Origin of the sequence: Sporosarcina sp. P18a, assembly GCF_002743135.1 — a bacterium.
Lineage (GTDB): Bacteria > Bacillota > Bacilli > Bacillales_A > Planococcaceae > Sporosarcina.
In genome coordinates this window covers 376,151-389,383 of record NZ_PDYQ01000003.1, presented here as the reverse complement: position 1 = coordinate 389,383, position 13,233 = coordinate 376,151, and the positions used below count along the sequence as shown (strand labels likewise).

General features: G+C 41.1%; 11 protein-coding genes. 4 read left to right on the top strand and 7 right to left on the bottom strand.

All coding sequences use genetic code 11. The features are described 5' to 3' along the window. Positions 1–488: 488 nt before the first annotated feature. From CSV75_RS11585 to dnaA, 7 genes are all read right to left on the bottom strand, one after another. Positions 489–1,610: an HD-GYP domain-containing protein gene (locus tag CSV75_RS11585; protein WP_099675933.1), complete on the bottom strand. Its 1,122-nt coding sequence runs from the start codon at positions 1,608–1,610 to the stop codon at positions 489–491. A gap of 132 nt (positions 1,611–1,742) precedes the next feature. After that, positions 1,743–4,259 carry a DNA gyrase subunit A gene (gyrA, locus tag CSV75_RS11580; RefSeq protein WP_099675932.1) on the bottom strand — a complete coding sequence of 839 codons (2,517 nt, stop codon included), beginning with the start codon at positions 4,257–4,259 and terminating at the stop codon, positions 1,743–1,745. 69 nt (positions 4,260–4,328) lie between these two features. Next, entirely contained in the window at positions 4,329–6,251 is a 1,923-nt protein-coding gene (gyrB, locus tag CSV75_RS11575; RefSeq protein WP_233191657.1) for a DNA topoisomerase (ATP-hydrolyzing) subunit B, read from the bottom strand. A gap of 48 nt (positions 6,252–6,299) precedes the next feature. Further along, positions 6,300–7,418: a DNA replication/repair protein RecF gene (gene recF / locus CSV75_RS11570; RefSeq protein WP_099675931.1), complete on the bottom strand. Its 1,119-nt coding sequence runs from the start codon at positions 7,416–7,418 to the stop codon at positions 6,300–6,302. After that, a complete protein-coding gene (yaaA, locus tag CSV75_RS11565; protein WP_099632556.1) occupies positions 7,408–7,647 on the bottom strand; it encodes a S4 domain-containing protein YaaA in 240 nt (79 codons plus the stop codon). Before yaaA ends, recF begins: the two co-directional genes overlap by 11 nt. Positions 7,648–7,767: 120 nt before the next feature. After that, positions 7,768–8,904 (bottom strand): DNA polymerase III subunit beta, encoded by a 1,137-nt coding sequence (gene dnaN, locus CSV75_RS11560; protein WP_099632557.1) that lies wholly within the window; start codon positions 8,902–8,904, stop codon positions 7,768–7,770. Positions 8,905–9,075: 171 nt separating this feature from the next. Beyond that, a complete protein-coding gene (dnaA, locus tag CSV75_RS11555) occupies positions 9,076–10,425 on the bottom strand; it encodes a chromosomal replication initiator protein DnaA (RefSeq protein ID WP_099635886.1) in 1,350 nt (449 codons plus the stop codon). Between the two features lie 505 nt (positions 10,426–10,930). Between dnaA and rpmH the strand changes: the two genes are divergently transcribed. The 4 genes from rpmH (at position 10,931) to jag (ending at position 13,216) form a co-directional block, all read left to right on the top strand. After that, positions 10,931–11,065, top strand: coding sequence for a 50S ribosomal protein L34 (gene rpmH, locus CSV75_RS11550; RefSeq protein WP_029054388.1), 135 nt, complete (start codon positions 10,931–10,933; stop codon positions 11,063–11,065). Positions 11,066–11,185: 120 nt separating this feature from the next. Further along, positions 11,186–11,524 (top strand): ribonuclease P protein component, encoded by a 339-nt coding sequence (gene rnpA / locus CSV75_RS11545; RefSeq protein WP_099673599.1) that lies wholly within the window; start codon positions 11,186–11,188, stop codon positions 11,522–11,524. Positions 11,525–11,621: 97 nt separating this feature from the next. Further along, entirely contained in the window at positions 11,622–12,395 is a 774-nt protein-coding gene (gene yidC / locus CSV75_RS11540) for a membrane protein insertase YidC (protein WP_099675930.1), read from the top strand. Further along, a complete protein-coding gene (gene jag / locus CSV75_RS11535) occupies positions 12,392–13,216 on the top strand; it encodes an RNA-binding cell elongation regulator Jag/EloR (protein ID WP_099675929.1) in 825 nt (274 codons plus the stop codon). The genes yidC and jag overlap by 4 nt, the downstream gene beginning before the upstream one ends. The last annotated feature ends 17 nt before the right edge of the window (positions 13,217–13,233 follow it).

Genomic DNA, 13,233 nt, shown 5'->3' with positions numbered 1-13,233 from the left:
CTCCCTCCTTCTCTCCTTCATCTCCTAGTACTTCACTACATCTTGTCAGTCAGTAAAATGAAAATTCGATTAGCTCGAGTTTCATTTGCTGGCATCAATTAAGATACTCATTTTGTTTGTGTCACCGTTAGGTGCACAAACTGTATTTCGTTAACGTTTTGCTGTTCAGTTTTCAAGGTTCATTCGGTTGGTCTCTCGTAAGAGGCAACTTTCTAATATTAACATCTCATCAATTCGTTGTCAACACTTTTACTTAAAAAGTTTTTCTTGTTAAGTTTGATGTTTTCACGACTGCTTGATGCGACGCTTATAAATATACCACCGCGTTTATAGGAATGCAAGCCTTTTTATTAATTCTTTTAAATAGATACTGAAAACCGCGTACCTACAACGATACGCGGATATGAAGTTACTGTATTACCGTAATGTAATAGCCCCGTACCCGCCCGATCTTCTTCATTTCCCATATCATTTACTAAGTTATTATATTAAAAGGTCTTAACAATAGAGATTTTTCTATTAGATGATAGATCAACATGTGTGCCTGTATCTAGTATCTTAACAATGGGACGTAAGGGGAAATCACGGTGCAAATAAATGACCTCCGCTATTTCGTCAGTCGTCAGTTTTACTTTTGTTCCAATGGACAGCTTGTTGATTAATTCATGGAGTACTTCAATTACCTTCATATCAAACTTGCCAAACTCTTCTTCCCTCATTAACTCAATTACTTTAAATGAACTCTCCTTCTGTCTGTATGGCCGCTCGGATGCCATAGCGTGGTACACATCTGCCACTGACAGTATTTGAGAGATTTCTGTTATCTCCTGTCCTTTTAGTCCCCTCGGATAACCACTACCGTCAAAACGCTCATGATGCTGCAGGATTGCTACTTTCATTTCCTGACGTACCAATGGAGAGTCGTTGACCATTTGAAAACTGTGAATGACATGTTTTTTCACTTCACTTAACTCTTCACTTGTCAGGAAAGCCACTTTATCAATAATCTTCTCATCAATTTTCGCCATACCACTGTCTGCCAGTACGCCTGCTATACCAATTTGTAGCACTTGCCCTCTTGGATACCCCATTGCTTCACTTATCAAGGCCGCTAGAATGCCCACACTGATGGAGTGATGTGCACGATAGTTTTGCAATGTAGCAAACCCATTTAGTCTTCTGACATATTCCTTATTCTCCAAAAATGCTTGAATCAAAGGTAAAACAATTGTACGAACTGCCGCAACATCTAATTTTTTGCCAGATCTATAGCTGACAAATTCTTTTCTGTATGATTCTACCGCTTCATCGTATAGCGCTTCCAAAGATCTCGATTTTTTGGGGGCGCTTTGGTTCATCAACTTTTCTACCTCTGGAGTTAGCTTTACATCAGTCACTTGCTCTACCGATTCTTGTTCTATCTTACTGAGTGCCTTTGACTCGACCAGCACACGTGTAATGTCAAATGAATGGAGAATTTCAAAATGCTCTAGCATTAACTTAGTGCCTTTCGCCATTATTGGATTTCTTGTATTAACGTAGAGATCCTCTTTTAGAAAACTACCCGGTCTTAATTCACTAACCTCTTTGTAAACATCCAATGTTTTCACCTATTTTCCTCTTCGCTCTATCTATTATCATATAATATTCTCAATTATATGGATAGATATCTGAGTAAATTCTCCTACCAAAAGCAAAAAAGTTATTGAAGTGACGTATAACGCCCCTTCAATAACTTTTCTTTAGTCCTCTGTGTCTGTCTCTGGTTGTTGTTCTTCAGTTACTTCCAAGTGGTCTTCTAGTTCATCGTCCAACTCATCTTCAAGGTCATCATCCTTTTCTACCTTTGCGACCGTTGCTACACGTTCATCATCAGCCAATCGAATGAGTCGTACGCCTTGTGTAGATCGACCAAATATAGAGATATCGCCAATTGACATACGGATTAAGATCCCGTGAATCGTTATTAACATCAAGTCTTCTTCTCCGTTAACCGATTTCATCGCAACAATAGCACCATTTCGATCCGTCATATGCATTGTTTTCAATCCATAACCGCCACGTGATTGGGATCGGTATTCACTTTCAGGTGTGCGTTTACCGTAACCTTTTTCCGTAACTACAAGAATATCGTCTCCTGCATCTACTATATCCATGCCAATTACTTCATCCTCTTGACGCAATCTAATACCACGTACACCGGCGGCGGTTCTGCCAAGCGGACGGATACTTTCTTCATCAAAGCGAATCATCATGCCGTGTTTGGTACAGATCGCAATATCTGACGTGCCATCAGTTGATCTAACGGAGATCAGTTCGTCATCTTCACGCAATCCTAAAGCTATCAGGCCGTTCGCGCGAATATTGGCATAGTCCATTATCGACGTACGTTTAATAACACCTTGTTTTGTTGAGAAGAATAAATAATGATCTTCAGTAAACTCGTCAATCGGGATCATTGCCGTAACCTTTTCACCTTTTTGGAAGTCGAGTAGGTTAATAATTGGCAATCCCTTGGCAGTCCGGCTGTATTCAGGAACTTCATAGCCTTTTTTACGGAATACACGGCCTCTGCTCGTAAACAGTAAAATCGTGTCATGCGTAGAAGTATTTAGTAAGTGCTCTACAAAGTCATCTTCATTTGTGCCCATGCCTTGGATTCCACGACCACCACGTTTCTGACTGCGATACGTATTGGCTGGTAGACGCTTAATATACCCTTGGTGAGTTAATGTCACAATGGAGTTTTCTACTGGAATCAAATCTTCATCTTCGAGCATTTCAGAACCGCCAAGCATAATCTCCGTTCGACGTTCGTCAGCAAAACGCTCTTTAATTTCACTCAATTCTTCACGGATAATCTCAATTAGCTTTAACTCATCCGCCAAAATTGCACGCAATTCAGCAATAAGTGTCAGCAACTCTTGGTATTCGGACTCGATTTTGTCTCGTTCCAGTCCAGTCAGACGTTGCAAACGCATATCAAGAATAGCTTGGGACTGGCGATCAGATAACTCAAATGTCTGCATTAAGTTTGCTTTCGCTTCAGCCGTTGTTTTGGATGCACGGATTAGTGCAATGATCCGATCGATATGATCAAGTGCTATACGTAATCCTTCCAAGATATGTGCTCGGTCTTCCGCTTTGTTCAAATCAAATTGTGTACGACGGCGAATGACTACCTTTTGGTGTTCTAAGTAATGGTATAGAATTTCTTTCAATGACAATACTTTTGGTTGCTTGTCTACCAGTGCAAGCATATTGATTCCGAAACTAGTCTGCAAGGCAGTTTGTTTATACAAATTGTTTAACAATACATTGGCATTGGCATCCCGCCGTACTTCAATAACAATACGCATACCTGTACGATCCGATTCATCTGCCAAGTGTGTAATTCCGTCAATCTTCTTATCGCGCACGAGCTCTGCAATTTTCTCGATTAACTTTGCCTTATTCACTTGGAAAGGAATTTCACTGACAATAATCGTTTCGCGACCATTTGCAGCTGTCTCAATTTCTGCCCTGCCACGGATGATCAGTGAACCACGACCTGTTTCATAAGCGCGTCGAATGCCACTACGGCCGAGAATCATACCGCCAGTTGGGAAATCGGGGCCTGGAATGATTTCCATCAATTCTTCGGTTGTGATTGCGCTATTCTCCGCCAAAGCAAGTACAGCGTCAATCGTTTCGCCAAGGTGATGGGGTGGGATGTTTGTTGCCATACCTACGGCAATTCCCGATGTACCGTTTACCAACAAGTTCGGATAACGACCCGGCAAGACAGCGGGTTCTTTTTCCTGCTCGTCATAGTTCGCTTGGAAATCGATCGTATTTTTATTGATATCACGCAACAATTCCATCGCGATACGCGACATACGTGACTCCGTATAACGCATTGCAGCTGCTCCGTCACCATCGACAGAACCAAAGTTACCGTGTCCATCTACTAGCATGTAGCGATAACTGAAATCTTGAGCCATCCGTACCATCGTGTCATATACCGCACTATCACCATGCGGGTGGTACTTACCAATAACGTCCCCTACGATACGTGCTGACTTTTTATGCGGTTTTTCCGCAGTGATACCCAAATCATGCATAGCATACAAAATGCGGCGATGTACGGGCTTCAAACCATCTCGAACATCCGGAAGGGCACGAGAAACGATTACGCTCATCGCATAGTTTAGAAATGAGGTCTTCATTTCTGTATTGATATTTATTTCCTGCACTCCGCCTTTTGGCAAGTCTGCCATGTTGTCATGCTCCTTTCACCACTTACATCTATAAGTTCAGTCATTGCTTTATAAGCCGTTTACGATTCATCAAGTATCAATATTTTGCACGTAAACTGCATTATCTTCAATGAACTTTCTGCGTGGCTCTACTTCATCACCCATTAATTCTTCAAACGTTTCATTTGCTTCCACCGCATCATCCATACGGACTTGCAAGAATGTGCGTTTATCAGGATCCATTGTTGTTTCCCATAGTTGCTCGGGATTCATCTCACCCAAACCTTTGTATCGTGTGATATCTGGCTTTGGCGAAGCGGGCATACTGCTCAGAATCTCCTGCAATGCTTCTTCATCGTAACAATACTCTTCTCTTTTTCCTGAGCGCACACGATAAAGTGGCGGCTGTGCAATATATACGTAACCTGCTTCAATTAGCGGACGCATGAAACGGAAGAAGAAGGTTAATAATAACGTACGAATATGGGCACCATCAACGTCGGCATCTGTCATGATGACAAGCTTATGGTAACGAGCTTTATCCAAGTTAAATTCGGGACCAATCCCTGTACCGAGTGCCGTAATGATCATACGAATCTCTGCGTTTCCAAGAATACGGTCCAAACGTGCTTTTTCGACATTGAGAATTTTTCCTCGTAATGGCAAGATCGCCTGAAAGTGACGATCACGACCATTCTTCGCCGATCCTCCGGCAGAATCACCCTCAACAATATACAACTCACTGATAGCTGGATCCCTTGAAGAGCAATCTGATAGTTTCCCTGGTAAACTCGAGATTTCCAACGCTGATTTTCGACGTGTCAATTCACGGGCGTTCTTCGCAGCCATACGTGCTCTTGCCGCCATCGTACTCTTGCCAACTACCTGACGCGCTACTACTGGATTTTCAATTAAGAAACGTTGCAGCGCTTCGGAAAACAGTGAATTCGTAATCGTGCTGACTTCTGAGTTACCCAATTTCGTTTTTGTTTGGCCTTCAAATTGAGGATCAGGGTGCTTGATTGAGACGATAGCCGTCAGTCCTTCACGCACGTCGTCCCCCGTCAGATTGTCTTCTGACTCTTTCAATAAGCCATTTTTACGTGCATAGTCGTTAATCACGCGAGTTAATGCAGTTTTGAAGCCTTGCTCGTGTGTTCCACCTTCATACGTATGAATATTATTAGCAAATGACAATAAGTTTTCACCGTAGCCGCTGTTGTATTGCATAGCGACCTCAACGGTAATACCATCGCGTTCGCCTTCAATGTAAATGGGGTCTTCAAAAATCGGCTCTTTTTTTTCATTCAAATGCTGGACATAGGATTTAATCCCACCTTCATAGTGAAACACTTCGGATACAGGTTCTTCGCCACGTTCATCGGTAATGGTAATACGCAGACCACGGTTCAAGTAGGCAAGTTCACGCAAACGTGTTGCTAATATGCCGTACTCGTATACCGTTGTTTCGGTAAAGATCTCGGGATCCGCCTTGAAACGGATTGTAGTGCCGGTCTCATCCGATTCACCAATGACTTCAAGCTCCTTTGAGACAGGGCCTCTAGAAAACTCAATTGCATATAATTTTTTATCCACTTTAACGTAGACTTCTGTCTTCTCTGACAAAGCATTGACAACTGAAGATCCTACGCCGTGCAAACCGCCAGAAACTTTATATCCACCACCGCCGAACTTACCCCCTGCGTGGAGTACAGTCATGATAACTTCAACAGCTGGTCTACCCGTTGATTCCTGAATGCCTACTGGAATTCCACGACCATTATCGGATACCTTAATCCAGTTATCTTTCTCTATCGTTACTTCAATATGGTCACAATAACCTGCGAGAGCTTCGTCGATACTATTGTCTACAATTTCCCATACGAGATGATGAAGCCCTTTTGCACTCGTTGTCCCAATATACATACCAGGACGTTTACGGACAGCTTCAAGGCCTTCCAACACTTGTATCTGACTCGCATCATAAGCTGTCTGCATATCCTTTTCTTCCATTGCCAAGGTTTTCACCTTTCCTTTCCAAAACTATCAAACCACAACCATTTATTCTCTCTGCGAAACGGATCCGTCATGCACTTCAAAAATGGCTGCTTCCTGGATCGTATTATGATCTATTCCCGCGATATTGGTTGTCGTCACAAATGTTTGTACTTGTCCCTGCATAGTACTGAGCAAATGTGACTGTCGGTAATCATCCAATTCCGATAACACATCATCAAGCAATAAAATTGGAGTCTCGCCCACTTCTTGTTTTACTAACTCGATTTCCGCGAGTTTCAAAGAAAGGGCGGTCGTCCGTTGCTGCCCCTGCGAACCGAATGTCTGAATATCGTACCCATTGACAAAAAACTGCAAATCATCACGATGTGGACCTATCAATGTAAGTCCTCGTTCTAATTCGCGTCTTCGCACACTTTTTAACTGATCGGCAAAAATTGTCTCCATCTCTTCAGCAGTCTGCCCAGAATGTAGGTCTTTTAAAGTCCCATATGAAACTTCTAGTGTTTCAAGACCACGTGAAATTCCTTGATGGATCGGATTTGCCCACTTTTGTAGCAATTCCATAAAATAAAAACGCTTTCGAATAATTTGAACCGCCACTTGAATATACTGTTCCGTGTAAATATCGAACATAACATCTTGAAGATCCAATTTACCTCGATTTGCCTTTAACAAGGCATTCCGTTGCTTTAATATCTTTTGGAAATTGACCAAGTCGTGCAAATAGACTCTTGAGATCTGTCCAATTTCCATATCTAAAAAACGCCTGCGCAGCTGAGGGCTGCCCTTTACGATATTTAAATCTTCAGGCGCAAACATGACTACATTCATCTGGCCGACGTACATACTCAAACGGTTTTGTTCCAAATGATTGACTCTAGCCTTTTTTCCCTTTTTGGAAATCGTCAGCTCTAACGGCATATATCCAAATTTACGTTTGACATCCCCTTCTATTTTACCACACTCTTGTTCCCAACGTATAAGTTCACGATCATTTGATGTGCGATGAGATTTTGCCATCGCCAATACATAAATGGCCTCCATGACATTGGTTTTTCCTTGTGCGTTTTCACCGATCAATACATTCATCGTAGGCGAGAATTTTAATTCCAGGGACTCATAATTCCGATAGTTCGTTAGTTTAAGCCGATCAATATGCATCCGACTGTCCAGATTCATCCGCTGACAGTTTGAATTTTCCTGCACCCGGAATATTTACTACATCTCCGTCATATAATTTCTTACCTCGTCGTTGTTCTGGCTCACCGTTTACGTAAACAATGTTTTCACCTAAAAACCATTTAGCCATTCCGCCTGAGCTAATAACATTCGTCATTTTTAATAATTGGCCTAGCGTTATATATTCTGTATCAAACTGTACTGTCTCCATTTTTAATTCAATCCCTCATAAAATATTCTGTCCCTCTAGTTTACCTAACTTTTTGCAATAAGTAAAAAGGTAGCCAACATGTTGACTACCCTATTGCGAGATATTTTCTTTAGTTACGGATTAAAACGTTCTAACCGGTAAAATTAATTGTAGAATGGCTTCGCTATCAATTGACTTCAAGATGAACGGACGCATGCTGCCAGTGAAGTGAATCTTTAGATCTTGGCCATCAATTGCTTTCAAGGCATCCATCATATATTTCGCGCTGAAAGAGATTTTCAAAGGTTCACCTTCGATATGCACAGCTTCTACCAACTCTTCTACATTTCCGACGTCTGGCGAGTTAGAAGAGATTTGCACATGTGGACTACCGTCTGTTGAGAAGTGCACGATATTATTCCGATCTTCACGAGCTAATAAAGATGCACGATCAATCGCTTGCAATAAATTGCGTCCATTTATCGTAATGGATGTTTTGTATTCAGTGGGAATTAGACGTGATGTGTCAGGGTAATTCCCCTCCAATAGTCTTGAATAGAACAAGACATTATGGAGCTTGAATAATACTTGTTGATTCGCAATAAAAATTTCTACTGTCGTAGCGTCGTCAGGCAATATTTTGCTTAGTTCCTGAAGACTTTTTCCTGGAATAACTGCATTAAATGGTGAGCTTGCTTGAATCTCGGGTGTCACGATCCTTCTGGCCAATCTATGACTATCCGTTGCGATGCAGTAAAGCTCTTGCTCTTTCATAATCCATTGAACACCTGTCAGAACTGGACGGGTCTCTTGTTGGGATACTGCAAATACCGTCTCTCTAATAAGTGATTTCATCAAGTCAGCAGGCATTTCAAAACGCTCCGCATCTTTTACATCGGGCAATATAGGATATTCATCAGCACTTTGGGCAATAATATGAAATTCGGACTGTCCGGAACGAATATGTGTTTTCATTCCGTCACGTAACTCAACCATCACTTCATTCGTTGGTAGTTTGCGAATAATCTCGTTAAAGACCTTTGCTTGTAACACTAAAGTGCCTGGTTGGATCATTTGAATAATCTGTGTGCCGTCTTCTTCTGCTGGTATGAAAGTGGATATCGTAATATCTGAATCACTTCCAGTCATCGTCAATCCCTTTTCAGTAATTTCTAATTTGATACCTGTCAAAATAGGCGTTGTCACTTTTGAACTGATTGCTTTGACAACATCGCTTAATCCATCCAATAATCTATCTCTCATAATTTCAAACTGCATATCGATACCTCGCTTATATAATAATAATTAAGTAATTAAATATAGTAGTAATAGTAGTAGGGCCTGTGGATATGTGGAAAAGCCTTTCAAATGTATGAGAGTCATAGTTTCCCACATGTGCATAACAAGTGGATGAGCTTGCACTACTTGTCCACAGTTATCCACAGTTCATTAGGCTCTTCCTAAAACCTTTTTAATATCCTGGACATCTTGTAGCAATGCTTTGTCTTCGTCGAGCTGTTTGGAAATCTTCTCATGCGCATGAATAACAGTTGAATGATCACGACCGCCAAACTCTGAACCAATCTTCGGTAAAGAGGAGTCTGTCAGTTCTCTTGATAAATACATTGCAACTTGACGTGGGAATGCTATAGCTCGGGTCCTTTTTTTTGCTACAAAGTCTTCCAACCTAATGTTAAAGTGCTCTCCGACAGCCTTTTGGATGTCTAGAATGGATATAATACGCGGACGGGAATTTGGAATAATATCTTTTAATGCCTCGGCCGCCAAATCAGTAGTGACATCTGCATTTACTAGTGAAGAGTAAGCGACGACACGGATCAGCGCCCCTTCAAGTTCTCTAATATTGGTGTCAATTTGGTTAGCAATGTACAACATGACGTCGTTTGAAATGTCGATTAAACCATCTGCCTTCGCCTTTTTACGTAGTATTGCAATTCTCGTTTCAAGATCAGGCGGTGCAATGTCTGTAATCAGTCCCCATTCAAAGCGGGAACGTAAACGATCTTCCAGTGTAGGGATCTCTTTTGGTGGACGATCACTGGAAATGATAATTTGCTTTGATTCTTCATGCAAAGTATTAAATGTATGGAAGAACTCTTCCTGCGTTTGTTCTTTTCCAGCTATGAATTGAATATCGTCAATTAACAGGACGTCTACACTGCGGTAGCGGTCTCTGAAATCCCCGGCTTTATTGTCTCGTATGGAGTTAATAAACTCATTCGTGAATTTTTCAGATGATAAATACACAACCTTCAATGCAGGATTTTGCTCCAGTACATAATGACCGATTGCATGCATTAAGTGTGTCTTTCCCAACCCGACTCCCCCGTATATAAAGAGCGGATTATAGGCTTTAGCAGGTGCTTCAGCAACTGCTAATGAAGCTGCATGCGCAAAGCGATTACCGGACCCAATAACGAACGTGTCGAAGGTATACTTCGGATTTAGCATTCCAGCCGAGTTGGCCATTGGTGTTTTTTCTACTGGTTTTGGCTGTGTTTTTGGCAATTTAATATCGTTCTCTGCCACGTCTTGCGGAACAATAAACTCAACGATTCGATCTTCACCTGTTAGTTCGGATAAAATCCCCGTAATTAAATGGACGTAATGCGTTTCAAGCCAATCCTTGGCGAATGAGTTTGGAACAGAAATAGTTGCGTGCTCTGCTTCATACGTTAGCAATTTAGTCGACTTTAACCACGTTTCAAAACTAGGCTTCGAAACCCTAGCTTCAATATTCTTTAATACTTGCTCCCATAAACCTGATAGATTTTCCAATCGTGTACCTCCTTTACAATGAAATATTAAAAAGCCCGGAATCCGCTTATGCACAGTATCCAGGGCTGTGGATAAAAATTATCGAAATGTGTTGAAAAAACTATCCACACTGTATTCACATATGTGGATAAGATTTTAGCTATAAAATATATACACAACAAAAGCTTTTTAATTGTAACAGGGAAACTGATTATTGACAAGGTGTCTGATGATTTATGCACAATCCCATTAACTGTGCATAAAGTGGTTATCCACAGGCCTGAATATGTGAAAAACTTGTCGACAATTGCCGGATTGAAAAATCCACAATTTTAGTCGTGAACAATCCATCCAGAATGAAACCTTCTACTACTGTGGATAAGTTTTTAGTGAAAGTGAAAGTTATTACAAGTGGATCCCAAACGAAGGAATAGAAAAGCATTGACATTCTTTTACTGAATCGCTATACTATTCAAGACTGTCACAGTAGGAAAAGAGACAATCAAAGCAGGAGGTGTCTTACGAAATGAAACGTACATTCCAACCAAATAAACGTAAACGCGCTAAAGTCCACGGCTTCCGCCAAAGAATGAGTTCGAAAAACGGCCGTAGAATTTTAGCAGCTCGTCGTCGTAAAGGAAGAAAAGTTCTTTCAGCATAAGGCCACTGACATCAGTGGTCTTTTTTTTAGCTATTCGTGCGATTCGAAAAGAATATTGGGTCTCTTCCATAATAGCGGATCAGTAGATTATGATGGTAGAAAATTAAAGCAGGTGTTATTGTGAAAAAAAGCCAGCGAATTAAAAAAAATAAAGAATTTCAAACGGTATTTAAAAAAGGAAAGTCCTTTGCTAACCGACAGTTTATTGTCTATACCTATAAGAAGGAAGACCAGAAAGAGTTCAGAATTGGCCTATCCGTCAGCAAAAAGGTCGGTAATGCTGTCACGCGTAACAGGATTAAGCGCTATATTCGACAGTCGTTTCTGGAAATGAATGATGAGATCAAGCCTGATCTAGATTATGTTATTATCGCAAGAAATCAAGCTGCCACGCTTGATTTCCATACGGCCAAAAAAAATCTGAGACATGTTCTAAAAATTGCAAAAGTCTTTAAGTGAAATCAAAGCTCTACCTAGATATAGAACGATTAAAGACATCATGTTACACTGAAAAAAACTTTTATAATGATCTTGCGACTGTTTGGGGGAAAAAACATTGAAAAAGAAATTAGTGTTCCTTTCACTACTTGTTGTAGTTGCCGTCTTTATGGCAGGTTGTTCGGAATTCCAAAAGCCAATTACGGCAGAGAGTACGGGAATTTGGAACGAATATATTGTTTGGCCACTTGTTACATTAATTATGAAATTCAAATCCTGGCTCGGAACATATGGACTAGCTATCATCGTTGTTACGGCAATTATTCGTACTGCATTGCTTCCATTGATTATTCAACAAACGAAAAGTTCGAAGCGTATGCAGGAAATTCAACCAAAACTTAAAGCGTTGAAAGAGAAATATAAATCAAAAGACGCTGTCACACAGAAAAAGTATCAAGAGGAAATGCAACAGATTATGATCAACGAAAAGATCAATCCCGTTGCAGGATGTCTACCAGTTATCATCCAAATGCCAATATTTATTGGTTTCTACCACGCCATCAGCCGAATGAATGCCACACCAACGATTGAGTTAGGCACCTTCCTAGGCGTTGCACTTGGTTCACCAAGTATTTTATTTGCTATCATCGCTGGATTGTTCCAATTAACGGTTCTACGTACAGGACCTGCAATGGATAACCCACAAATGAAGATGATGATGTACATCATGCCATTTATGATCATGGTATTCGGTTCATTCTTACCGGCAGCTCTTGCATTATACTGGATCGTTGGAAATATCATTTCACTGCTCCAAAACATTTTCATTTACAAGCCGTTCGATAAACCAAAAAACGTCGAAGTAGTGAAAGCAGGAGGGAAAAAGAAATGAAACAACTTACACAAAGGGCAGCAACCGTTGAGCTAGCAATAGAATCAGCTTTACAGGACCTAGGTGTAACAAAAGATCAAGTAGAGGTACAGGTAGTGGAAAACGGCAGGAAAGGTTTTCTTGGTTTTGGCGTAAAACAAGCAGAAGTCCTGGTAACCGTCCTAGAGAAATCAGAGCCAGAGCCTAAACTTAATGTCACACGAGTAACTGAACCAGCACAGACGCTTAAAGATGAAAGTGAAATATTAGCCTCCGTTACTGAAACACAGGAAGTGGTTCAGCAGCCTGAAACTAAAGCTGAGCAATTGGAACCCGTCGTGGATACAAAGGAAATTACAAGAGTACAGGAAACCAACATCCACAATGAAAAAGATGCTATTGAAGAAACGAAGCAGTACATTGAGGACATGGCCAAAGAAATGGGCATTGAAGACTTGGTGATTACGTGCGAAACCAAAGGGAAGTACATCAACTTCCAGCTTGAAAGTAATAAAGCCGCATTCTTAATAGGTAAAAGAGGGCAAACGCTTAATGCAATCCAGCAATTAGCGCAACTCGTAGCCAATAAAGCAACAAAACAATTCAAAATTGTTAGAGTAAATGTTGCAGATTATCGTGAGCGCCGCGAGCAATCGCTCGAGCAACTGGCAGATCGGATGGCGGACCGTGCAGTACGTACAAAACGTCAGGTTGCGCTTGAACCTATGCCTTCCTACGAGAGAAAAGTCATCCATAATGCGTTGTCACTCAGACTCGATATTGAGACATTCTCGGAAGGAAAGGACCCATACCGACACATCGTCATTAAAGGAATCGAATAAGACTAATCCCGCAGAGG